The sequence below is a fragment of the Frondihabitans sp. PhB188 genome (assembly GCF_003752365.1).
Taxonomy (GTDB): domain Bacteria; phylum Actinomycetota; class Actinomycetes; order Actinomycetales; family Microbacteriaceae; genus Frondihabitans.
Map to the genome: position 1 here is coordinate 668554 of NZ_RJUO01000001.1, position 22848 is coordinate 691401.

Consider the following 22848-nt stretch of genomic DNA (forward strand, 5'->3'; position numbering starts at 1 on the left):
TAGTTGTCCATGGGCTGATCAGCCTTTTCTGTCTGTGTAGTGACTCGCGGCGCCCGGTTGGCGCCACTGGCTAGTTCGCGGCGGCCGTCACTGGGTGACGACTTCTGCGGGAGGTGTCGTACGCGCCTCGAGAAACTCGCGGAGCGCACTGGTGTCGGGTTCGGAATCGAGTCGGAGTGCCCGGCGAAACGCCCTGCGCTTGACTGCTGATTCGAACGCCGGCATCGACGGGGTCAACCAGGCGCCCCGCCCGGGGAGCGACGCTGCCGTATCGGGTACGACGCGCCCTTCGAGGGCAATGACCCTCAGGAGAGAGGATCGTGGAGCGCGCGTTCGAGAGCCGATGCACGTTCTGACGGGTTCCACTCTACCCCTCCCTTGCTCGGACGCCCAGACGCCACGAGCGAACCGGCTTAATCCTCGAGGATCGAGTCGGGCTGGATGTCGATGCGGGCGCCCGTGAGCTTGGCGGCGAGGCGGGCGTTCTGGCCCTCCTTGCCGATGGCGAGCGACAGCTGGTAGTCGGGCACGAGCGCGCGGACGGCCTTGGTCGCGGCGTCGATCACGAACGCGCTCGACACCTTGGCGGGCGACAGGGCGCTCGCGACGAACGTCGGCAGGTCGGCCGAGTAGTCGACGATATCGATCTTCTCGTTGTTGAGCTCGGCGGTGACGGCCCGGACGCGCTGGCCCAGCTCGCCGATGCAGGCGCCCTTGGCGTTGACCCCGGGCTCGGTCGCGCGGACGGCGATCTTCGTGCGGTGGCCGGCCTCGCGAGCCAGTGACACGATCTCGACCACACCCGACGCGATCTCGGGAACCTCGAGCGCGAACAGCTTGCGCACCAGCGAGGGGTGGGTTCGCGAGACGGTCACGCTGGGGCCCTTCAAGCCCTTCGAGACGCTGGTCACGTAGACGCGGATGCGTCGCCCGTGCGAGTAGTCTTCGCCGGGCACCTGCTCCTCGGGGGGCAGGATCGCCTCGAACGAGCCGAGGTCGACGTGGATCATGCGCGGGTTGGGACCCTGCTGGATCACGCCGGCGACGATCTCGCCCTCGCGGCCCTTGAACTGCCCGAGGACCTTGTCGTCGCCGATGTCGCGCAGACGCTGGTTGATGACCTGCTTCGCGGCGAAAGCGGCGATGCGGCCGAAGTCGTCTGGGGTCTCGATCGCCTCGCCGACGACCTCGCCGTTGTCGTCGTGCTCGATCGAGAAGACCGACACGTGGCCGGTCTTGCGGTCGAGCTCGACGCGGGCCGACGAGCGCGACTCGGCTCCGGGTGCCTCGGCCCCGTGGCCCTCGCCGTTGCCTTCGTGCTTCAGGTAGGCCGTGAGAATGGCCTGCTCGATGATCTCCACGAGTTCGTCGAAGGGAATCTCGCGCTCGCGCTCCATGAGTCGCAGCACACTCAGGTCGATGTCCACTGAGGGCCTCCAATATTTAAGAATCGTGCCGTTCTAGCGGTGGCCGAACAGCAACAAGCAGTCTACCTGGTCGTCAGAGCGGCGACGGCCTCCGCCACGGGAACAGGGGTCCGCTCGCCCGTGCGGCGGTCCCACAGCTCGACGATCCCCTCGCCGGCCGAGCGGCCTACGACGACGATCTGCGGCACGCCCAGCAGCTCGGCGTCGCCGAACTTGACACCGGGCGAGACCTTGGGCCGGTCGTCGAACAGGACGTCGAGGCGCGCGCCCTCGAGGGCCGACACGAGCTCTTCCGCGACCTCGTAGACGACGGCGTCCTTGCCCGTGGCGACCACGTGCACGTCGAAGGGAGCGACGTTGTCGGGCCAGATCAGGCCCTTGTCGTCGTTGTTCGACTCGGCGATGACGGCGAGGATGCGCGTGACGCCGATGCCGTACGAGCCCATCGTGACGGTCACCTGCTTGCCGTTCTCGTCGAGCACCTTCAGCCCGAGGGCATCGGCGAACTTGCGCCCGAGCTGGAAGACGTGTCCGATCTCCATGCCGCGGGCGGTCTCGATGGGGCCGGAGCCGTCGGGCGCGGGGTCGCCCTCGCGCACCTGAGCGATCTCGTAGACGCCGTCGGCGGCGAAGTCGCGGCCCATGACCAGGTCGCGCACGTGCACGCCGTCTTCGTTGGCGCCGGTGACCCAGGAGCTTCCGGACACGACGCGGGGGTCGACGTAGTAGCGGATGCCCGACTCGCTCTCCGAGCCCAGCACCTGCGGGCCGATGTAGCCCTTCACGAGCAGCGGGTTCTTCGCGAAGTCGGCTTCGCCGGCGGCCTCGACCTCGGCGGGGTAGAAGGCCACCTCGACGCGCTTCATGTCGACGTCGCGGTCGCCGGGGAGGCCGAGCGCGATGATCTCGCGGGTGCCGTCGAGGTGCGTGAGCGCCACGATGACGTTCTTGAGCGTCTCGGACGCCGTCCACTCGCCGGCATCACGAGGCTGCGTGGCGTTCAGGTGCTCGACGAGCGTCGCGATCGTGGGAGTGTCGTGCGGGTCGAGCAGGGTCGCCTCGGCGAGCCCCTCGAGTGCGATCTCGTCGGGGACGATGGTGGTGAAGGCCTCGACGTTCGCCGCGTAGCCGCCGGCCGAGCGCACGAAGGTGTCCTCCCCCGCTTCCATGGGGTGCAGGAACTCCTCGCTCTTCGAGCCGCCCATCGCGCCGGCGTCGGCCTTCACGATCACGTACGAGAGCCCGAGCTTGGCGAAGATGCGCTCGTACGCGTCTCGCTGCAGCTGGTAGCTGGCGTCGAGACCGGCGTCGGACGAGTCGAACGAGTAGGCGTCCTTCATCGTGAACTCGCGTCCGCGCAGGAGGCCGGCACGGGGGCGGGCCTCGTCGCGGTACTTGTCCTGGATCTGGAACAGGGTGAGAGGGAGGTCCTTGTACGACGAGTACAGGTCTTTGACGAGCAGCGTGAAGGCCTCCTCGTGGGTGGGCGCGAGGAGGTAGTCGGTGTCCTTGCGGTCCTGCAGGCGGAACATGCCCTCGCCGTACTCGGTCCAGCGGCCGGTCGCCTCGTAGGGCTCGCGGGGCAGGAGCGCGGGGAAGTGCACCTCCTGTGCGCCGGCGGCCGTCATCTCGTCGCGGATGATCGCCTCGATCTTGGCCTTGACTCGCAGCCCCAGCGGCAGCCACGCGAAGATGCCCGGCGCCTGGCGCCGGATGTAGCCAGCCCGCACGAGCAGGCGGTGGCTGGTCACCTCCGCGTCGGAGGGGTCTTCACGGAGGGTGCGGACGAAGAGCTGAGAGAGGCGCGTAGACACGCCGCAAGCTTACCGACCGCCCGCAACTCCGGGATTCACGCGCTCACCCCTACCAGGGCTTGCCCGTGTAGTCCTTCGGCGTCTGGTCGAACTGGCGGTTGCGGTCGTTGTTGCGCTGCTGCTGCTCCTGCGCGTCGCCGTTCTGCTGCTGGAGCTTGTCGAGCGGGTCGGAGCCCGAGCCGCTCCCGGACCCCTGGTCGGAACCCGAGCCGCTTCCCGAGCCGGAGTCGTCGCCCTGGCCGGAGTCGCCCTTCGACTGGTCGCCCTGGCCGCCCCCCTGGCCCTGATCGCCCTGCTGGTCGCCGCCCTGACCCTGCGAGCCGCCGGACTGCCCCTGCCCCTGCGCCTGCTGCTGCTTCTGCTCGAGCCGGCTCTTGGCGTCGTCGAGGGGCTTCTTGCTCGGCGGCGCCGAGTCGCTGTCGGGATCGTCGAAGCAGCCGTCCGGCGCCTGGTCGATGAGCGCGAGAGCGTGCGTGTAGAAGGCTGACGCCTTGTCGAGATCGCCGTCGAGCACCGCGCTGTCGCCCTGCTGCTCGACAACCAGCGCCAGGTCGGTCTGCACCCGGCAGGTCGCGGCGACGTTGGAGTCGGGCACGAGCGCGAGCGCCCGTTCGAGCTCCGTGCGGGAGTCGACGAGGACCCCAATGCCCGCCAGACCCGTGCCCCGGTCGAAGTGGCGGACCCAGGGCTCGAGGACGTTCACCGGACCGAGACCGTCCGAGGCGGCGACGACCTGGTCGAAGTTCCTGCGCTCGTACTGCCCCTGGGCGACACCGGCGAGAATCGGCATGCTGAGCAGCTTGACGGCGACGACGAGGACCAGGAGCACCGGCACGAGCGACCACCAGAACAGGCGGCGCCGGTAGCGACGGCGGTAGGCCACGAGGTCGGCCGGCACCTCGGGAGCGGCGTCGAGAGCGTCGACGTCGTCGGGCGGCGGCGGCGGCGCGACGGGCGGCAGGAGCGTGGTGGTCATGGGCGACCTCCCCCGGCCGCGATCCGGCGCGGTCGCACGTCGCCGAGGGCGCGGGCGACCACGGCGATCTCGATGAACAGGAGCAGGAACAGGGCGATCGCGGGGATCCAGTAGAGGTCGCGCGTGCTGTCCGTGCTGCCCGCGGCGCTGGTGACGTGGCCCTTCTTCGCGTCGTCGACGACCGAGGCCAGCGACCTTCCCGCCTCCCGGTGCAGGTACGGCACCCCGAGCTGCGAGGCGATCGTGTTCAGGTTGCCCTGGTCGATCACCGAGACGGCATCGGGCGAGCCCGACTTCGTCTTGTCTTCGATGTAGCCCTTGGCGGAGTACTGGTCGCCGTAGCCGTCGAAGACCTTCATGCGTCCGCCAGCGGCGGTTCCGTAGCCCAGGACTCCCCCGCCATCGGTCGACGCCCGGTCGGCGGAGAACGAGCCGGGGGCGGTGTCGGCGGTCTGCTCGCCGTCGCCGAGGTAGTAGACGACGTTCGCGCGGCGCGGGTCGGCCGTGTGGGCGGCCTTGAGCCGGTCCCCGAGGAGCGAGGCGGCCTCCGAGATGGTGCTTCCCTTGGAGTAGTAGGTGATCTCTTGCCGCATGCTCTGCGCCGAGGTCACCACGGCCGAAGCGTCTTCGGTCAGCGGAACCCGCTGAATGGCGGTCTGGTCGAACGAGATAAGCGAGAACCGGGCCCCGGCGAGGTCGGCGGTGATCGACTCGATGTCGGCGCGCATGCCGTCGAGGCGGGGCTCGGTGCCGTCCCAGTCCTCCGCCGCGGAGCTCGACGTCGTGTCGACGACGAAGAAGACGTTCAGCTCGGCGACCGACGCCTTGGCCGTGCCGCCGGGGATGCCCGGACGCGCGGCGACGATCAGCAGCAGGACCACGATGGCGGCACGCCGCACCCACGCGGTCAGCATGCGGCGGTCGCCGCGCTCCGAGACGATGCGCCAGGCGACGAAGCCCACGAGCACGACCGCCACCACGACGAGCAGCGGCCAGGGCAGGACGGGACGCCAGACGAGGTCTCTCACAGTCTCACCCGCCAGAGCAGCCCCAGGGCCCCCATCACCAGCAGGATCCCGGCGATCGTGAGCGGCACCGGGTTGTCGGCGACCACGAGCCGCCGCGACCCCGTGAAGAGGCCGGCCTCCTGCTCGTCGATGCGCTTGACGATGGCCGGCACGGTGTCGGTGCCCGACAGGCCGTAGAAGCCTCCGTTCGTCGCGTCGACGACGCTCTTGAGCTCGGCGGCGACCGTGTCGCTCGTGCTCTCGGAGGAGCCGGCGACCGGATCGATCGCGTAGACCCGGATGCCTCGCTTGGTCGCCAGGGCGCCGGCCTGCTTCAGAGTCAGGATCGGGCTGCCGTTCACGTAGTTGTCGGTCGCCAGGATGATCGACTTCGGCCGCTTCGACGAGGTGTCGCCGTCGAATCCGAGCACGCACGAGCCGAGCCCGTCGCCGATGAGCGAGGCACCCTGGCCGAGGTCGGTGCCGGTCCAGTAGCGGACGCCGGTGTCGCCCTGCGTCTCGAATGAGTCGCGGTAGGTCTTCAGCTGCGCGGTGATGTAGTCGTAGTCGTCGGTGAGCGGGAACACCTGGACGGCCGAGCTGTCGAACACGGTGAGGCCGATCCGCTCGCCGTTCAGGCCCTCGGCGAGCGAGGCGAAGGTGTCGACGATCTTCGCGTCGACGTCGGTCATCGACCCCGAGACGTCGAGGCAGAGCATGATGTCGCGCTTGTACGACTGCGGCTCGACGGTCTCGACGCTCGACACCCGTGACGCCAGGAGCACGCCCGAGCCGGCCGCGACGACGACGACGGCGAGCAGGGCGCCGAGGAGGGCGCGATACCGGCGCATCACGCGGCGGTACTCGGGCAGCTCGGTGAGGCGCTCGCTGTGCGCGACCGGCACGCCGTCACGGCGCAGGAGGTCGCGGGTACGGCGACGCCAGCGCACGTAGAGCGCTGCGCCCACGATCGCCAGGCCGAGGGCGGCGAGCGGCATCCACCAGAAGATCAGCTCCACGAGCGCACCACCTCGCGGGCCGTCGCGACGGCGGCGGCAGGGTCGCCGGGGTGCTGCTTCTGGAACGCCGGCGGATAGTACTGCTCGACGGCGCCGGTGACGCGCGGAAGCGGCGCGCTCCGGAGGTCGGACAGCGTCATGACCTGCGCCTCGATGCCGGACGCCTCGGAGGCGAAGAAGCGCAGGAGCAGGCTGAGGCGGCTGTGGACGGCGCGCTCGGAGAGCTCGCCCGTCTCGGAGAGCGCGTTCACCTCGTCGATCATCGCGCCGTACTTCGCCTGCAGGAGGCCGAGCTCGACGCGCGGCTTCGGGCCGTCGACCACCGGGCGCGGGAAGCGCGTGCGCGAGAACCGCACCAGGAACACGTACCAGGCGACGAGAAGCGCGACCAGCAGCACGCCGATCACGAGGTACAGGACGAACCGGTCGTACTGGGCCGGCCCGAAGAAGCCCCTATCGTCCAGCACGGCGGTGCTTCTCGAGGAGGGCGAACAGACCGGGGACGACGTCGGACTGAGAGGCGATGCGATGGCTGGTGACGCCGAGCTGCCGCAGCTCGCGCTCGGTGGACTCGACGGTGACGGACGCCTCCTGAGCGAACAGCACCTGGAGCGACCGGTTCGACCGCACGTAGGCGGGCAGCGCCGCAATCTCCTGAACGTCGTAGACCTCGCGACCGCCGCGCGCCGGGTGCATGAGGTCGGCGTCGCCGATCGTGAGCCAGAGCACCTCGTGCCGCACGCGGAGCCGCTTCAGCAGCGCGAAGTGCTCGTCGGCGAGCCGGACGTCGTCGGTGACGACCAGCAGCATCGAGCGGGTCGTGAGACGCCGGGCCACGTGCTCGAGCAGGCCCACGACGTCGCTGCGGGGCGACTCGAGGGTGATCCGCTCGTCGACGGCGCGGAGCAGCCGCTCGAGGTGCTCGTCTTTCTGCCCGGGCGGGTAGCTGCGCGAGCCGCCCTCGTCGCCGACGATCAGCGAGACCACGTCGCCGTGGCCGGTGGCGATCGAGGCCAGGGCTCCCGAGGCCATGATCGCGATGTCCTTCTTCGGCTCGCCGCTCTCGGCGGTCGCCGCCATGTTGCGGCCGGTGTCCATGAGCAGCACCAGGTGGTGCCGCCGGGCCGCGACGTAGCGCTTGACCAGGGGCTCGCCGTGGCGGGCGGTGGCCTTCCAGTCGATGTCTTTCACCTCGTCGCCCGGCACGTACTCGCGCAGGTCGTCGAAGTCGTGGCTGCGCGCGCGATGGACCGACGCGTAGCCGCCCTCGAGCAGGTCGAGGGTCTTTCGGTGGGCGAAGAGGCTCATCTTCGTCTTCACCCGGAGGAGGAGGCCCGCCACGGATCAGGGGGTCTGGACGGCGCCGAAGATGGCGTCGATGATCGTCTCGGGCTTCACCTCGTCGGCCGCGGCCTCGTAGCCGAGGATCAGGCGGTGGCGCAGGACCGAGTGGCGGAGGTGCTTGACGTCGTCCGGGATCACGTAGTCGCGGCCGTTGAGCACGGCGAGTGCCCGGGCGGCGCGCGTGAACGCGATGCTCGCCCGAGGGCTGGCGCCGAACTGGATGTAGTCGGCCATCGTGCCGGGGATGTACTGGTGCGGATGACGGGTCACGTAGATGACCTGCACGATGTAGTTGACGATCGACTGGTCGATGTAGACGCGCTTCGCGACATCCTGCAGGAACGTGACATCGTCGAGATGCACACCCGTCGCAGTGTCGCCGCGGTCGTACACCCCGGACTCGATGCGCCGGATGATCTCGGCCTCCTCGGCGGGAGTCGGGTAGTCGAGCACCTCTTTGAGGAGGAACCGGTCGAGCTGCGCCTCGGGCAGCTGGTACGTGCCCTCCTGCTCGATCGGGTTCTGCGTCGCGAGGACGAGGAACGGCTGCGGAAGGCGGTACACGGTTCCGCCGATCGACGTCTGCTGCTCCTGCATCGCCTCGAGCATCGCGCTCTGCGTCTTGGCGCTGGAGCGGTTGATCTCGTCGAGGAGCACGAAGTTCGAGTGCACGGGGCCGAGCTGGGTGACGAACGTCGCCTTCTGCGCGTCGTAGATCTGCGTGCCCGTGATGTCGCTCGGCAGGAGGTCGGGTGTGCACTGGATGCGCCGGAAGCTCGCCTCGACCGCCTGTGCCAGAGTCTGCGCCGCCGTGGTCTTGGCGAGCCCGGGCACGCTCTCGAGCAGCACGTGGCCCCCCGTCAGGAGAGCGACGAGCAATGCCTCGCGCAGACCTGTCTGGCCCACGACCTTCGCCTCGAAGGCCGTCGACACCCGCTTCACGATCGCGGTCGCCCGCTCGAGCTCGGCCGCCGTGACCGGGCGAGGCCCGGGGGCCTCGGCCGTGGGGGTGGTCGAGACGTCCGTCACGCGGTGACGACCTCGGGCGAGCCGATCTCTCCGGGAGGCATCTCGTCGGCGAGGCGGTTCGCCTCGCGGATGAGCGTCTCGACGATGTCGGCCTCGGGCACGGTCGCGATGACCTCGCCCTTGACGAAGATCTGGCCCTTGCCGTTGCCGGAGGCGACGCCGAGGTCGGCGTCGCGCGCCTCGCCCGGGCCGTTGACGACGCAGCCCATGACGGCGACGCGGAGCGGCACGGTCATGCCCTCGAGGCCGTCGGTCACGTCGTTGGCGAGCTTGTAGACGTCGACCTGGGCGCGGCCGCAGCTCGGGCACGAGACGATCTCGAGCTTGCGCTCGCGGAGGTTGAGCGACTGCAAGATCTGCAGGCCGACCTTGACCTCTTCGGCCGGGGGCGCGCTCAGCGACACGCGGATGGTGTCGCCGATGCCCTCGGAGAGCAGGATGCCGAACGCCGTGGCGCTCTTGATCGTGCCCTGGAAAGCGGGGCCGGCCTCGGTCACCCCGAGGTGGAGGGGCCAGTCGCCGCGCTCGGCGAGCAGGCGGTAGGCCTTGACCATGACGATCGGGTCGTTGTGCTTGACCGAAATCTTGAAGTCGTGGAAGTCGTGCTCCTCGAAGAGGCTGGCCTCCCAGACGGCGCTCTCGACGAGCGCCTCGGCCGTGGCCTTGCCGTACTTCTGCATGATGCTCGGCTCGAGCGAGCCGGCGTTGACGCCGATGCGGATCGACACGTCGGCGGCCTTCGCGGCCGCGGCGATCTTGCCGACCTGGTCGTCGAACTTGCGGATGTTGCCCGGATTCACCCGGACGGCGGCGCAGCCTGCGTCGATGGCCGCGTAGACGTAGTTCGGCTGGAAGTGGATGTCGGCGATCACCGGGATGTTGCTTTTCTTGGCGATGATCGGCAGGGCCTCCGCGTCGTCGCGGCTCGGAACGGCCACGCGGACGATGTCGCAGCCCGAGGCGGTGAGCTCGGCGATCTGCTGGAGGGTGGCGTTGATGTTCGTCGTCGGCGTCGTGCACATCGACTGGACGCTCACTTGAGCGTCACCGCCGACGAGCACCTTGCCGACCTTGATCTGGCGCGACTTGCGGCGCGGCGCAAGGACTTCGGGGATCTTGGGCATTCCGAGATTGACTGCAGGCACGCTTCATCGTAAGCCTCGCGGGCTGGAAGAGGCGCGAGCCGCGTGTGTCGCTCAGCGGGCTGCCAGGCGAGAGGGACGCAACCCGGCACGGGCCGGCGGGAGCCCCCGGCGCGGCGGGCGGCGAGTGGCTCCCCTGGATGCTCTCCCGGATCAGCCGACGGAGATCGGGTTGACCAGATCGGCGTAGATCAGCAGGAGGCTCATGGCGCCGAGGATGGCCACGACCACGAACGTGAGCGGGATCACCTTGGCGGTGTCGACCGGGCCCGGATCAGGGCGGCCGAAGAGCTTCGCGAAGAAGCGGCGGACTCCCTCGATGATCGCGCCGGCGACGTGGCCGCCGTCGAGCGGCATCAGCGGGATCAGGTTGAAGACGAAGAGGGCGACGTTGAGGCTCGCCAGCAGGCCGACGAGGTAGCTGGCGCGGTCGAGGATCGGCACAGAGTCGAGGCTGGCGACCTCGCCGGCCATGCGGCCGACTCCGACGACGCTGACGGGGCCGTTCGCATCGCGCTCGCCGCCGCCGAAGGCCGCCTGGGCGACGCCGACGAGGCGCTGCGGCAGGTGGATGATGAGATTGCCGACGTTGGTGACGTTCGACCAGACGGCCGGGATGACCGCGGTCACCGGCTGCTGGGTGCGGGCGTAGGCGGCGCCGATGCCGACGAAGCCGACCTCCTGGGTCTCTTTCGCCCCGCTCGAGTCGGTGACGTAGTTGCCGTTCGCATCGGTCACGTAGCGCTTGGTGAGCAGCGGGGTGACGTCGAGGGTGGTCTTGGCGCCGTCGCGGAGGACGACGAAGTCGACGGTCGTGCCCGCGGCCTTCTGGATCAGGGCGGTCGACTGGTCCCAGTTGTCGATGGCGGTGCCGCCGATGCTCAGGATCCGGTCGCCGGGCTCGATGCCGGCGGCGGCACCGGGCGACGGCGTGGCGTTCGCCGGGCAGGTCGTCTCGGTCGAGCCCGCGGGGAGCACGCACTGCGAGACGCTGCCCACGGTCGTCGACGCCTGCTGCACGCCGAAGCCGCAGAGCACGACGCCGAACAGCACGATCGCGATGAGGAGGTTCATCACCGGGCCGCCGAGCATGATGACGATGCGCTTCGGCACGGCCAGGCGGTAGAAGGTGCGCTTCTCGTCGCCCTCGTCGATGGTCTCGGCGCTGGCGGTGCGGGCATCCTGCACGAGGGTCTGGAAGATGCCGGTGGTCGACGTGCGGCCGCCCTGCGCCCGGTGGTTCGTCGCCAGGGCGTCCTCGGCGACGACGGCGGTCTTCTGCGGCGGGAACATGCCCGACATCGAGATGTAGCCGCCCAGCGGGATCGCCTTGACGCCGTACTCGGTCTCGCCCTTCGTGCGTGAGAAGACGGTCGGCCCGAAGCCGATCATGTACTGCCCCACCTTGACGCCGAACGCCTTGGCCGGAACAAGGTGACCGATCTCGTGCAGGCCGATCGACAGCACCAGGCCGACGACGACGATCAGGATGCCGACGATGTAGAGCAGGACAGTTTCCACGTGTGCACAGTACGGGACTCACTCAGTGAGGGAGCCGAGCGGGGCGGAACCAGCCCGGATTGGGGGTGCGCTGCCTTCGCGGGGCCCGTTTCGGGCGCAGGAACTAGCGCGAGGCCAGCACGCGGTCGGCCTCCGCGCGCGCCCACACCTCGGCGGCCAGCAGCGCCTCGAGGTCGAGCTCGGCTGCGGGCTCGTGGAGGTCGACCACGGCGCGGATCGTGTCGACGATGTCGAGGTAGCCGATGCGGCCGGCGTGGAAGGCGAGGACGGCCTGCTCGTTCGCGGCGTTGAAGACGGCGGGGTAGGTGGATCCTGCGGTACCGACCTGCTTGGCGAGGCCGACGCTCGGGAACGCCTCGGCGTCGAGGGGCTCGAACGTCCAGGTGGAGGCCGTCGTCCAGTCGAGCGGTACGCCGACCCCGGGGACGCGGTCGGGCCAGGCCATGCCGAGGGCGATGGGGAGCCGCATGTCGGGCGGCGACGCCTGCGCGAGGGTGGAGCCGTCGACGAACTCGACCATCGAGTGGACGATCGACTGCGGGTGGACGGTGACGTCGATGCGGTCGTAGTCGACGTCGAAGAGCAGGTGGGCCTCGATGACCTCGAGGCCCTTGTTGACCAGGGTCGACGAGTTCGTCGTGACGACGAGGCCCATGTCCCAGGTCGGGTGGGCGAGGGCCTCGCGCGGCGTGACGTCTTCCAGCTCGTCGCGGCTCCGGCCTCGGAAGGGGCCGCCCGACGCGGTGAGCACCAGTCGACGCACCTCGCCCGCCGTGCCCGAGCGGAGCGCCTGGGCGATGGCGCTGTGCTCGGAGTCGACCGGCACCAGCTGGCCGGGCGAGGCCTTCGCCTTCACCAGGTCGCCGCCGACGATCAGGCTCTCCTTGTTCGCGAGAGCGAGTGTCGCGCCCGACTCCAGCGCGGCGAGCGTCGGGCCGAGCCCGACCGACCCGGTGATCCCGTTCAGGACGACGTCGGTCTCGACGTCGCGCACCAGCGCCACGGACTCCTCGGTGCCGAGCGCGGTGTGCTGCACGCCGAACTTCGCGGCCTGCTGCTCCATCGCCTCGCGGTTGGTGCCGGCCGAGAGGCCGACGAGCTGGAACAGGTGGGGGTTGGCTTCGATGACCTCGAGGGCCTGGACCCCGATGGAGCCGGTGGAGCCGAGAACCGTGATGCGTCGCATTCGGCCAGCCTAGTTCCGGCTGACGGTCTGGTCCTGGCTGGCGGTCTGGTCCTGGCTAGTTGGTCGCCAGGATGTCGACGACGAAGATGAGCGTGTCGGTGCCCTTGATGCCGGCGGTCTCGTTGCCGCCGGTGCCGTAGCCGTCGGCGGGCGGAAGGATCGCGACGACCTGCGAGCCGACGGTCTGGCCCACGAGCGCCTTCTCGAAACCGGCGACGACCGACGACGTCGAGAAGGAGGTGGGGCCGCTCCCCCAGCTCTGGTCGAACACCTTTCCGGTGCGCCAGAGGGTGCCCTGGTACTGGACGGTGACCGTGGCGCCGCTGGCGACCTTCGCACCGTCGCCCTTCTTGAGCACCTCGAGCTTGAACGTCGAGGGCGCCTCCGTCTTCGGGATCGTGACGGTCGGCTTGCCGTCGTCGGCGAGCTTCACGGTCGGGAACCCGCTCTTCGGCGCGACATCGGTGCCGGTCGCCGTGGTCGCCACCTTTGACAGGAGGTCCATGACGACGACCATGTCGTCGTTCGCTCCCACGCCGAGCGACTCGGAGCCGGTGGCGCCGAACATGTCGGCGGCGTCGGCGACGGTCACGGTGCGCGAGCCGATGGCGGCGCAGTGCATGCCGTCGACCAGGCCGGCGAGGTAGAGCTTCTTCGAGACCGTGAACTGCGTCGCGTCCGTGCCCTTGTAGCCGGCCTGCGACACCTGCTTGCCGGTCTTCGCGTCGTAGATCGTGAACGCCACGTCGAGCAGCGTGCCGGTCAGGGCCTTCTCGCCGGTGCCCTCGATGACGGTGGAGCGCTGGGTGCTCGACACCGACAGCCCCTTGGCGAACTTCACCGTCGGCGCGGCGTCGAGCGAGCCGGTGACTTTCACCGACTTCGCCGCCGCGCCCGACGCGGGAGCCGTGCAGTTCGTCTGCGACTCGGCCTTGGCGGTCGCCGTGGCGGTGGCAGTGCTGTCGGCCGAGCCGCTCGACGTGCAGCCTGCCAGCGCGACGGCGACGACGGGGACGAGGGCGAGGAGGCTGAGGTTTCTGCGGCGCATGACGGCTTTCGATCGGGAGCTGACCCGGTCGTCGTGGCCGGCCCTCGGGCAGGGCGCGCTTCCGGGCGCGGAAGCCAGCAGTCTCGCCGACGTATCAGGCGGGAAGCTGAGTGCTCTCCCGGACGACGATCGTCGGCTCGTGCCGCACGGGGAAGTTCATCGACGACGCGATGAAGCACTTCTCCGACGCCTCGCGGTGGGCTGCGCGGGCCCGCTCGACCATCGACTCGTCGGCGACGGTGACAGTCGGGCGGAGGACCACCTCCGTGAAGTGACCGCCGCCGTCTGTCGTCTGCACCATCGTCCCGACGGCGTCGTCGACGTAGCCGGTCACCACGACGTCGACCGTCGTGCACACCCAGAGGTAGCTCAGCAGGTGGCACTGCGAGAGGGCGCCGAGCAGCATCTCTTCCGGGTTCCAGCGGTCGACGTCGCCGCGGAACGGCTTGTCGGCGGAGCCGAGGATGTCGGGCTTGCCTGCCACTGACAGGGTGTGGTCGCGCCCGTACGAGCGGTAGTCGGCGGTGCCCTGGCCGCGGTCGCCTGTCCAGACGGTCTTCAGCGCGTAGTGGTGGTCGATCACGGGGTGCTCCTGTCGCTGCGGGCCTCCAAAGTTACACTCGGTGGCATGACGCACCAGCACCAGGAACTCGCCGATCTCGCCACCCGCCACCCGCTGGAGGTCGCCGGAAGCGTCGAGCTCGCGGTGCTGACCCGCTCGGGAATGGTCGAGAGCCGTCACATCGGCGCCGCGGCCGTGGTCGATGCCGACGGAACCCTGGTGCGGTCGCTCGGCGACGCCTCGGCCTCGATCTACCCGCGGTCGTGCATGAAGCCGTTTCAGGCGCTCACCGTGCTCCGGTCGGGCGTGTCGCTCGACGGTCCGCAGGCCGTCCTGGCCACGGCGAGCCACGCGGGTACCGAGCGCCACCAGCGGGTCGTGCTCGACATGCTGGCCCGCATCGACGCGACCGAGGCCGACCTCCTGTGTCCCGTCGACTGGCCGTTCGACCGCGAGACGGCCCGGGCCGCGGCCGAGCCCCGCCGCCTCACGATGAACTGCAGCGGCAAGCACGCCGGCTTCCTCCTCGCCTGCGCCGACAACGGCTGGGACCCCGCGCGCTACGACGACCTCGACCACCCGCTGCAGGCCGCCGTGCGGGCGACCGTCGAGGACTCCCTCGGCGAGCACGTCGACCAGATCGGCATCGACGGCTGCGGCGCTCCCGTCTTCGCGCTCACCCTCGCCGGGCTCGCCGGCGGCATCGGCCGGCTCGTGCACTCGGCGACGACGAACGCCGACCCCGACGCCGGCCACCTCGCGCGAGCTGTCTTCTCGGACGCGTGGGCCATCGACGGCCCCGGCCGCGCCAACACGGTCACGATCGACGAGCTCGGCGTGTTCGCCAAACTCGGCACCGAGGGCGTCATGGTCATGGGCACCCGGGCCGGGCTCGGTGTCGCCGTCAAGGTGCTCGACGGCAACCTGCGCGCCGGAACCCTGACGGCCCTGCACCTGCTCGTCGCCGAGGGCGCCGTCGACGCCGCCGCCGCGCAGCGCGTGCTCGACAGGATCCTCGACCCGGTGCTCGGCGCCGGCCACCCCGTCGGCGCCGTGCTGCCGGGGGCAGGGCTGCTCGTCGCCTGACCTCTCCGCCGCCGGCGGCTCACACCGGCCAGCCCATCGCCGGCTCGAGAGGCACCCACTGGCCGTCGGCCTGACCGGCCTCCCTCGCGCAGCAGCGACCATCGGGGCTGATCCAGACCTCGGCCACTCCCGGCTGGACCGCCCGACCCGGCGTCGGCCCGGACCGCCGCGCGGTGCTGATCCGCACCGGCAGCGGCACGCCGGCGACCGCCACGTCGACGCACCACGGCCCGGCGCCCGGGTGCTGCACGCGGGCCGCTCGCACGGCGTGGCGCCCGTATCTCGAGGCGATCTGGCGCAGGAACTCCTGCGCCACCGCCTCGGCCAGCCGCCCCGGGGCATGCACCCGCACCTCCGGGGCGCGCGTCGCCATCGGGGCGTCCTCCACGTCGGGCGCCCCGACCCCGGGCATCCGCACGCCGACGACGGCGCCCCGGCCCAGCACCACCTCGACACGCGCGGCCCCGACTGGGACTTCGCCGGCGCGGCGTTCGAGCCGTCGCCGATCGTCGGCGACCGACGGCGCTTCGGCTACCGGACCACGCCGTGGAGCAGTTCGTCTTCTCATGCCATCAGCGAAGCGGAGTCCAGGGCCAGCCGGTCATCATCCGGCGCGATCTGTGGAGAACTCCGGCCCCGCGAGGCCTGTGGAGAGCTGCGCCCCGCTGTCAGCCGTGTTTCTTATGAGCTGCGCCTCTTATGAGCTGCGCCTCTTGTGAGCTGCGCCTCTTGTGAGCCGTGCTGTCGAGAGCCGCGCCGTCGGCGAGTCAGTTGACGATGAAGAACTGCTCGCCAATCTCGATCCGCGAGCCGCGGGCGACTCGGACGCGCTTGCCCGGCTCGACCCGGCGCACCTCGCTCGTCGGCATGTGCACGACGGTGCCGTTGCCGCTCCAGCGGTCGGAGATCCAGAGGGCGCCGTCGTCCTGGCCGAACTCGAGGTGGGTCTTCGAGACCGAGCGGCCCGGATCGAAGATGCGCACGAGCAGGTCGATCGCCTCGCCGGGCTGCGGGGTCGGGGCGCGGCCGACGAGGCCGGTCCCCTGCACCGTGAAGCTCTCACCCGTCGAGAACTGCAGCACGAAGGGCTCGCCGAGGGGGGCCCGCGCGACGATCCGGGTGTTCTCGGTGTCGTCGGCGGGCGCGCCGAGGTGCACGGCCCACGGGGCTGCCGAGGGCTCCGGCTGCGGCACCGGCGGCACGTCGGGGATGGCGGCGGGAAGCGGCTGGACCTCTGACGTCGGGGTCGCCCGCACCGGAGGCTCGCTCGGCCCCGAGGCCGGCGCGGGCACAGAGGACGGCAGCGGCGCGGGAACGGCCTGCGCGGCCACCGGCGGCTCCGACTGCGCCGGCGCCGAGGCCGGTGTCGCCGGGCCGGCCGCAGGCATCGGCGGCACCTCGGCGGTCGGCGATGAGGCGCTGGCTCCCGACCAGAGCTGAGGCCCGCGGTCGGCCTGGCGGCGGCCGAACAGGCGCCGGCGCTTCGCCGCGGGCTCAGGGTCGGCGACGAACGGCGGCAGGGCCGGCGTCGACGCGGACGGCAGCGGCGTCGGGGCGAGCGGTGCCTCGCGCGGGGCGGGGACGTCGGCGGGTGCGGCGACCGGCGTGCTGACGGGCCCCGAAGCAGACGCGGGCCGATTCGGCGTCGGAGCCGGCGCGGAGGCCGGCGCCGACTGCGCTGACGCGGGCGGCAGCGACGGGATGGGGCCGGTGAACGCCTGGGCGATGTGCTCGACGACGATGCCGCACTCGCCGCAGAAGATGTCGTCCTCGCCGATGGGCGCGCCGCAGTTCGTGCAGCGGACCCGTCCCGCCTCCCGGTGGGCACCGGGGGCGACCAAGGGGGCGGCGGCAGGCGCCGCTGAGGCGAGCGGCGGGATGACGTCGGTGTCGCCCTGCGCGGACGCGTCGCGGGCGGCCTGCGTGGCGGCGGGACGCACGTCGGCCGGAGCCGAGACCGGAGCTGACGCCGGGGCGGGCGCCGCGGCAGACGAGGGCGCGCCGGCAGACGAGGGCGCGTCGGCAGACGAGGGCGCGGCGGCAGACGAGGGCGGCGTGAGCGGCGATGCGGGACGCACGGCAGCGGGAGTAGCCGACTCCGACTCCGACGCCTGAGGCGCGGCGGACACCGGCTCTCCATCGGCGGTGATCGGCGTGATCGACGCCGTCCAGAGAGGGACGGAACCTGGGCGCGACCCGCTCTCCGCCGCACCGGGCGGGCGGAGGGGCGTGGGTGACGACGCGGCGGGCGGAGGGAGCTCGGCAGGAGCGGGCGAGGCCGCCGCAGGCGGACCGGACGGCGCGGGGGCGGACGGCGCGGCGTGAGCCCCGGCGACCGGAGCCGCCGGCGCGGGTGCGGGCTCGGCGGGGGCGGCCCGGAGTTCCTGCGCCCCCGGCTCGTCGTCGACGCTCGAGGAGGCGACTGCCGCCGTGTCGTTCAGGAAGGCCGACGACTCGTCGAATGCCGAGGCGGGCTGCGAGAGGGGAGCCGGCTGCGACGCAGGTGCGGGCGCGGGGACCGGGTCGTCGACCACGTCGGAGTCGTCGTCTTCGTCACGGGGCTCGTCGCCCTCATTCACCCACCACGGCGTCCCGGCGGGCACGGACGCGACGGGAGGCTCGCGCAGCGCCCACGGACGCACGCCCTCGGGCCGCTCGTCGACGGGCGGCGTCGCGCCCTCGGAGGCGCGGAACGCTGCCCAGTCGGAGGTCGTGATCGCGCGGCCGCACTGGCCGCAGAACATGGCTCCGTCCGGCAGTGGACTCGAGCAGGTGGGGCAACGCATGTGAAGAGAGGATCCCTAACGCTTCGAAGGCTTCCGGCTATGGTATCCGCGCAGCGACCGGGTCGAGACCGCCGCGGCGAAGCGCTGCCAGCGGGTCAGGTTGTCGTCGAGGCCGCCGCGCATCTCGCCGACGGCCTTCCAGACGCGATCGGCCTCCGACTTGCCTGCCGGTTCGGGTGCGAACACTGACCGGTCGACGACCCGCGCGAGCACGCCCGCGCGCGAGCTGCCGACGGTGGTCGCCACCTCGGAGCGCGTCGCGGTCGGCACCGGCTCGATGCCGTGGTCGACGACGGCGTCCTGGTACTCCTGCCAGCCGCTCGTCATTCTCTGCGCAGGATCCCGCAGCCGCCGTCGTCTCGCCCGCCGCCGCGCCTTCAGCGCCACGATGGTGAGGAACGGCGCCATCACGATGCCGGCCCCGAGCGCGACCCAGCCGGCGATGCGGCCGACGAGAAGCAGGATCGCCACCCAGGCGGGCTGGTCGGCGGGGTTGTCCTGCTTGCTCTGGGGCTGCGCCTGGTTGTTCTGCGGGTCGGCCTCCTGCTGCGGAGGCTGGATGACCGACTGCGGCCGCGACACCTGGTCGGGGTCGGTCTGCGTGTCTTTGGGGATCGTGCGCGGTTCGGGGTTCGGGTCGAGCGACACCCAGCCGTACTGCGCGGTGTCGACCTCGATGCGCGCCGTGATGTCGCCGCCCGTGAACGTCGTCGTGCCGCCGGTCGACTCGGTCGAGGAGAATCCGAGCACGACTCGAGCCGGGAATCCCAGCTGGTCGGCCATCAGCGCGGCGGCGGCCGCATACTGCTCGGCGTCGCCGAGCATGATCGGGTCGGTGAACAGCTGGGTGAGGCGGTCCGTCCCGTGGCCGGAGCGGCTCACCGGCTCGTCTGCTCCCACGCCGTGGCTCACGTAGCCGTCGCTCCTCAGGCCCTTGAGGGCCGCCTGCAGCCGCGCGCCCTGGCCGCTGACGCCGTCGACGTAGGACTGCAGGCGCGTCTTGAGCGCCTGCGGCACGTTCGTCGGGCTCGGAACCGACGAGCTGCCCGGAGTGAGGCCCTCGAGATCGCCCGTCGACGGCTGCCGCGGGTCGACGGCGGTCAGCCGGTACGACACCCCCCGCCCGATGTCGCCGACCACGGCCGCCGTGCCGGTCGTGTCGTTGAAGAAGAACGAGTCGCGGAGGGTTCCGGCGTCGCTGCCCGAGAAGTCGATCGACTCGAGCTTGCCGACCGTCGGGAGCCAGACGCCGGAGTACCCGTCGACCGTGACGTCGATGGACTGCTGGGTGCCGCTCACCTTCGACTGGTCGAACGACGTCGGCACCCGGGTGAACGTACCCGATGCCGTCGACACCTGGTCGCTGCCGACGGAGTACTCGACCCCGTCGTACGTGTCGAGAGCGGCGATGCGCAGGAACTGCCCCGACGTCAATCCCGTCACCGTGAGCTGGGGGCGGTCGACCGTCGGCGTCTGCTCGTAGGAGCGGAAGCCGCTGAGCGGGCTCACGTAGTCGCGGGGATCGAACGGCTTCACCACGGCGTCTCGAGCGACCCAGCGTGCGCCCGCCGGCGCGAGCGTCGTCGTGGCCGCGACGGCCGCCGCCGAGGCGATCGCCAGCGTGAGTACCGCTCCCCCGATGGCCCGGCGCGCCACAGCGCTGTTTCCGGTGCGCTGCGACGACACGTTCGCGCCCGGCGTGATCCGCAGCAGGCGCTCGATGGACTGCCGACGGCGCCGCAGCCGCCACCAGACCACCCAGATGATCGACGCGGCCAAGAGCACGAGCCCGGTGACGAGGGGCAGCAGCGCCTCCGTCGGGCCGAACACGATCCCGGCGATGTAGATGACGACGGGAGGGATCAGAGCCAGCTCGCCGCGACGGCTTCGCAGCGCAGTGGACAGCCCGACGGTCGTGCCGACCAGCACCAGCACGAGCGCCGGCACGAGCAGCGCCTGGTAGCTGCCCACCGGCAGGGTGATCGTGAGCAGCTGCTTCCAGCTCGTCGACACGCCGACGACCAGTTCGCGCAGGCCCTCCAGCGACGGGAGCACTCCGTAGATCGCCTGGTTCGGCACGGCCAGGGCGACTCCGAACAGCGCGAAGGCGATCACGACCAGCACGAGGAGCCAGAAGCTCGAGAGGCGCAGGAACGTGCCCGCCAACGCGATCGCGGCGCCGAGCGCGAACGCGGCCGCCACCAGCACGACGAACGCGCCGTCGCGGTACACCGGCCAGAAGGTCGACGACGCCACCGCGACGATGACGAAGAACGCGCCGGTCTGCGCGAGCGCGAAGCCGACCCGCACCCGCGGAGTCCTCGAACGGGGTCGGAGGCCCTGACGGGCATCGGCGACGGGAAGCGGTCGGCCCGCGATCGCGCTCATCCGGTCACCGTCTTCGCGAGGGACTGCTGGAGGTCTTCGAGGTAGCCGACCGTCAGGATCGTGAGGTCGGCGACGCGGCGCATGCCGGGCACGGTCTCGGGATCGCACACGATGGCCACAGCCTCGACACCGGCGGGGAACGCCGACGCGGCCGCACGGAGCTGCGTGATTCCCGTCGTGGAGCCGACCACGAGGAAGGCCACGGAGATGCCGGCGACCTGCTCGCCGGTCACCCGCGCGACGTCGGTGATGCCGAGCGCCGACTCGTCGTAGGTGACCAGGGCCAGCTCGTCGAGCAGGCGGACCCGGGTGAGAGTCGCGAGAGCGCGGACCGCCAGCGTCTTGCGCTTGGCGAACTCGGGGGTGCGCTCGGACACGACGACCGAGACCTCGCGCGCGTCGCGGATGGCGCGGACGCCCAGGGAGGCGGCCACGCTCACGCCGAGCTCGAACTCCTCCTCCGTGGCGAAGTCGGCGTTGGCCAGGCTCAGCGCGATCACGATGTGGCTGCGCCGGGTTTCCTCGAACTGGCGGACCATGTACTGGCCCGCGCGGGCGCTCGACTTCCAGTGGATGTGGCGCCGGTCGTCGCCGGGGACGTACTCGCGCAGGGCGTGGAACGAGATGTCGCTCGCCGACAGGTCGCGGGTCGGGTTGCCCTCGAGGTCGCGGATGAGGCCGGTGCTCGTCGAGGGGATTCCGATCGTCCGCGGGTGGACGAAGAGCTCGGTGACGCCCGTCCACTCCAGCTCGCGCCGCACGACGCCGATCGGGTCGCCGCGCACGGTGCGGACGGGGCCGACCGGGATCACGCCGCGCCGGTACGTCGGCACCTGGAAGGTCTCCTCGACGGAGTCGCCTCCGCGCATGCCGGGGAGCGAGATCTCGGCGAGGCCGGGGCCGATCGGGATCTCGACGGTGACGCCCAGCACGCGGCGCCTGGTCGGGTTGGTGATCGTCACGCGGCCAGACGCCTCGTCGCCGACCGACACGCGGCTGTGCGGGAGGTCGAGCGTGACGGTGAAGGCGTTTCGGCCGACCGCGTAGAGGGCGGCGAGACAGAGGAGCACGACCAGCGCGAAGCCGACGGCGACGAGTTCCAGCCACCCCAGGGTGTAGCCGACGATCAGGGCGATCGGGGTCAGCGCGAGGATCACCCAGCCGAGCGGGGTCACCACTCCCGACGCGACAGCCCCCCAGCGGCGGAGCACGGCGGTGATCCGGCGCCAGATGCGGACGAGGAGGATGACGACGTCGGCCGACACGCCCTGGCGGTCGCCGACGATCCGCGTGCGTGCGTTGGTGAGCCCCTGTGTTCCGGTGCCGTAGTGGGCGTCGGTCGCGGACTGACGCGATCGGTCGCGCGTGCTGGAGTGGACCGTCGAACGCGCTTTCGCCGCGGCCGACGGCTGACGCGTGTTCGCGAGCCGGGGTGCGTCGGAGGGCTGACGCGCGTCCGAGCCGTGCGGCCGCGTTCGCTCCGGGGGCTGGACCGTCACTCGGCCTCCCCGTCGGTCGTCCGGCTCGTCGTCACGCAGAGACCCGTTCGGCCGGGGGCGCGATCTCGATGAGGAGCTGGCTGATGATGCTGGAGGGCGTGACGCCGTCGAACTCGGCCTCGGGGTCGAGGACGATCCGGTGCGCGAGGACCGGCTCCGCCAGCAGCTTCACGTCGTCCGGGGTCACGTAGTGGCGCCCGGTCGAGGCCGCGTACGTCTTCGCGACGCGGACGAGCGCGAGCGCACCGCGGACGCTGACGCCGAGGCGCACCTCGGGTGCGGTCCGGGTGCCCTCCACGATGCGCGCCACGTAGTCGGCGATCACGGGGTCGACGTGCACGGTGCGGGCGAGGCGCGCCATCTCGCTGATGACGCCGGCCTCGACGACCGGCGGCAGCTTGACCTCGTGGACGCGCGTCGCGCTGCCCTCGAGGATCCGGAGCGTCGCGGCGTGGTCGGGGTAGCCGATCGAGGTCTTGAGGAGGAAGCGGTCGAGCTGCGCTTCGGGCAGACGGTAGGTGCCGGCCTGCTCGATGGGGTTCTGAGTCGCGATGACCATGAACGGCGCGCCGACCTCGTGCGAGACGCCGTCGACGGTCACTCGCGACTCCTCCATGACCTCGAGGAGCGCTGACTGCGTCTTCGGGCTGGCGCGGTTGATCTCGTCGGCCAGGACAATGTTCGCGAAGATCGGGCCCGCGTGGAACTCGAACTCGCCGGTCTTCTGGTCGTAGATGCTCACGCCGGTGATGTCGCCGGGAAGCAGGTCGGGCGTGAACTGGATGCGGCTCGACGACGACTGGACAGTCTGCGCGACAGCGCGCGCGAGCGAGGTCTTGCCCGTGCCCGGGAAGTCCTCGAGCAGCAGGTGGCCCTCGCTGAGGAGCGCGGTGAACGAGAGCTTGATCACGAAGGACTTGCCGAGGAGCACCTTGTCGACGTTGGACACCAGGCGCGCGAAGATGTCGGCGAACCAGGTGGCCTGCTCAGGCGTCATGCTCATTGTCTGATGGT

20 protein-coding genes are annotated in these 22848 nt (G+C 71.1%); 1 reads left to right on the top strand and 19 read right to left on the bottom strand.

What is annotated here, in order from left to right; all coding sequences use genetic code 11:
• Positions 1 to 87: 87 nt before the first annotated feature.
• From EDF46_RS03120 to EDF46_RS03185, 14 genes are all read right to left on the bottom strand, one after another.
• Complete coding sequence (locus tag EDF46_RS03120; protein WP_123504796.1) at positions 88 to 366, bottom strand: YlxR family protein; 279 nt, start codon at positions 364 to 366, stop codon at positions 88 to 90.
• Between the two features lie 47 nt (positions 367 to 413).
• Positions 414 to 1427, bottom strand: a complete 1014-nt coding sequence (nusA, locus tag EDF46_RS03125) for a transcription termination factor NusA (protein ID WP_123504797.1) — start codon at positions 1425 to 1427, stop codon at positions 414 to 416.
• Between the two features lie 62 nt (positions 1428 to 1489).
• A complete protein-coding gene (locus EDF46_RS03130; protein WP_123504798.1) occupies positions 1490 to 3241 on the bottom strand; it encodes a proline--tRNA ligase in 1752 nt (583 codons plus the stop codon).
• A 49-nt stretch (positions 3242 to 3290) separates the two neighbouring features.
• Positions 3291 to 4217 carry a hypothetical protein gene (locus tag EDF46_RS03135; protein ID WP_123504799.1) on the bottom strand — a complete coding sequence of 309 codons (927 nt, stop codon included), beginning with the start codon at positions 4215 to 4217 and terminating at the stop codon, positions 3291 to 3293.
• A complete protein-coding gene (locus EDF46_RS03140) occupies positions 4214 to 5245 on the bottom strand; it encodes a VWA domain-containing protein (protein ID WP_123504800.1) in 1032 nt (343 codons plus the stop codon). Before EDF46_RS03140 ends, EDF46_RS03135 begins: the two co-directional genes overlap by 4 nt.
• Positions 5242 to 6243 carry a VWA domain-containing protein gene (locus EDF46_RS03145; protein WP_123504801.1) on the bottom strand — a complete coding sequence of 334 codons (1002 nt, stop codon included), beginning with the start codon at positions 6241 to 6243 and terminating at the stop codon, positions 5242 to 5244. Before EDF46_RS03145 ends, EDF46_RS03140 begins: the two co-directional genes overlap by 4 nt.
• Entirely contained in the window at positions 6234 to 6710 is a 477-nt protein-coding gene (locus EDF46_RS03150; protein ID WP_123504802.1) for a hypothetical protein, read from the bottom strand. The genes EDF46_RS03145 and EDF46_RS03150 overlap by 10 nt, the downstream gene beginning before the upstream one ends.
• Positions 6697 to 7584, bottom strand: a complete 888-nt coding sequence (locus tag EDF46_RS03155; protein ID WP_123504803.1) for a DUF58 domain-containing protein — start codon at positions 7582 to 7584, stop codon at positions 6697 to 6699. The genes EDF46_RS03150 and EDF46_RS03155 overlap by 14 nt, the downstream gene beginning before the upstream one ends.
• Positions 7585 to 7587: 3 nt before the next feature.
• Positions 7588 to 8616 carry a MoxR family ATPase gene (locus tag EDF46_RS03160; RefSeq protein WP_123504804.1) on the bottom strand — a complete coding sequence of 343 codons (1029 nt, stop codon included), beginning with the start codon at positions 8614 to 8616 and terminating at the stop codon, positions 7588 to 7590.
• Complete coding sequence (ispG, locus tag EDF46_RS03165; RefSeq protein ID WP_199738177.1) at positions 8613 to 9761, bottom strand: flavodoxin-dependent (E)-4-hydroxy-3-methylbut-2-enyl-diphosphate synthase; 1149 nt, start codon at positions 9759 to 9761, stop codon at positions 8613 to 8615. The genes EDF46_RS03160 and ispG overlap by 4 nt, the downstream gene beginning before the upstream one ends.
• 150 nt (positions 9762 to 9911) lie before the next feature.
• A complete protein-coding gene (locus EDF46_RS03170; RefSeq protein ID WP_123504806.1) occupies positions 9912 to 11279 on the bottom strand; it encodes an RIP metalloprotease in 1368 nt (455 codons plus the stop codon).
• A gap of 103 nt (positions 11280 to 11382) precedes the next feature.
• Positions 11383 to 12465 carry a 1-deoxy-D-xylulose-5-phosphate reductoisomerase gene (dxr, locus tag EDF46_RS03175; protein WP_123504807.1) on the bottom strand — a complete coding sequence of 361 codons (1083 nt, stop codon included), beginning with the start codon at positions 12463 to 12465 and terminating at the stop codon, positions 11383 to 11385.
• Positions 12466 to 12520: 55 nt separating this feature from the next.
• Complete coding sequence (locus tag EDF46_RS03180) at positions 12521 to 13513, bottom strand: FKBP-type peptidyl-prolyl cis-trans isomerase (protein WP_123504808.1); 993 nt, start codon at positions 13511 to 13513, stop codon at positions 12521 to 12523.
• Between the two features lie 94 nt (positions 13514 to 13607).
• Entirely contained in the window at positions 13608 to 14096 is a 489-nt protein-coding gene (locus tag EDF46_RS03185; RefSeq protein WP_123504809.1) for an OsmC family protein, read from the bottom strand.
• Between the two features lie 45 nt (positions 14097 to 14141).
• Between EDF46_RS03185 and EDF46_RS03190 the strand changes: the two genes are divergently transcribed.
• Entirely contained in the window at positions 14142 to 15161 is a 1020-nt protein-coding gene (locus EDF46_RS03190; protein WP_123504810.1) for an asparaginase, read from the top strand.
• 19 nt (positions 15162 to 15180) lie between these two features.
• On the opposite strand, the gene EDF46_RS03195 is transcribed toward EDF46_RS03190, so the two are convergent.
• From EDF46_RS03195 to EDF46_RS03215, 5 genes are all read right to left on the bottom strand, one after another.
• Positions 15181 to 15729, bottom strand: coding sequence for a hypothetical protein (locus EDF46_RS03195; RefSeq protein WP_148061126.1), 549 nt, complete (start codon positions 15727 to 15729; stop codon positions 15181 to 15183).
• 199 nt (positions 15730 to 15928) lie between these two features.
• Complete coding sequence (locus tag EDF46_RS03200) at positions 15929 to 17947, bottom strand: zinc-ribbon domain-containing protein (protein ID WP_370454042.1); 2019 nt, start codon at positions 17945 to 17947, stop codon at positions 15929 to 15931.
• Between the two features lie 15 nt (positions 17948 to 17962).
• Complete coding sequence (locus EDF46_RS03205; RefSeq protein ID WP_123504813.1) at positions 17963 to 20335, bottom strand: transglutaminaseTgpA domain-containing protein; 2373 nt, start codon at positions 20333 to 20335, stop codon at positions 17963 to 17965.
• Complete coding sequence (locus EDF46_RS03210; RefSeq protein ID WP_233579781.1) at positions 20332 to 21834, bottom strand: DUF58 domain-containing protein; 1503 nt, start codon at positions 21832 to 21834, stop codon at positions 20332 to 20334. Before EDF46_RS03210 ends, EDF46_RS03205 begins: the two co-directional genes overlap by 4 nt.
• A 31-nt stretch (positions 21835 to 21865) precedes the next feature.
• A complete protein-coding gene (locus EDF46_RS03215; RefSeq protein ID WP_123504814.1) occupies positions 21866 to 22837 on the bottom strand; it encodes a MoxR family ATPase in 972 nt (323 codons plus the stop codon).
• Positions 22838 to 22848 lie beyond the last annotated feature (11 nt).

Bases quoted from the DNA above. Each gene is read 5' to 3' on its own strand.
- EDF46_RS03180 (WP_123504808.1), bottom strand. From the start codon at position 13,513: ATGCGCCGCAGAAACCTCAGCCTCCTCGCCCTCGTCCCCGTCGTCGCC.
- EDF46_RS03205 (WP_123504813.1), bottom strand. From the start codon at position 20,335: ATGAGCGCGATCGCGGGCCGACCGCTTCCCGTCGCCGATGCCCGTCAG.
- EDF46_RS03195 (WP_148061126.1), bottom strand. From the start codon at position 15,729: ATGAGAAGACGAACTGCTCCACGGCGTGGTCCGGTAGCCGAAGCGCCG.
- dxr (WP_123504807.1), bottom strand. From the start codon at position 12,465: ATGCGACGCATCACGGTTCTCGGCTCCACCGGCTCCATCGGGGTCCAG.
- EDF46_RS03200 (WP_370454042.1), bottom strand. From the start codon at position 17,947: ATGCGTTGCCCCACCTGCTCGAGTCCACTGCCGGACGGAGCCATGTTC.
- EDF46_RS03135 (WP_123504799.1), bottom strand. From the start codon at position 4,217: ATGACCACCACGCTCCTGCCGCCCGTCGCGCCGCCGCCGCCGCCCGAC.
- EDF46_RS03190 (WP_123504810.1), top strand. From the start codon at position 14,142: ATGACGCACCAGCACCAGGAACTCGCCGATCTCGCCACCCGCCACCCG.
- EDF46_RS03215 (WP_123504814.1), bottom strand. From the start codon at position 22,837: ATGAGCATGACGCCTGAGCAGGCCACCTGGTTCGCCGACATCTTCGCG.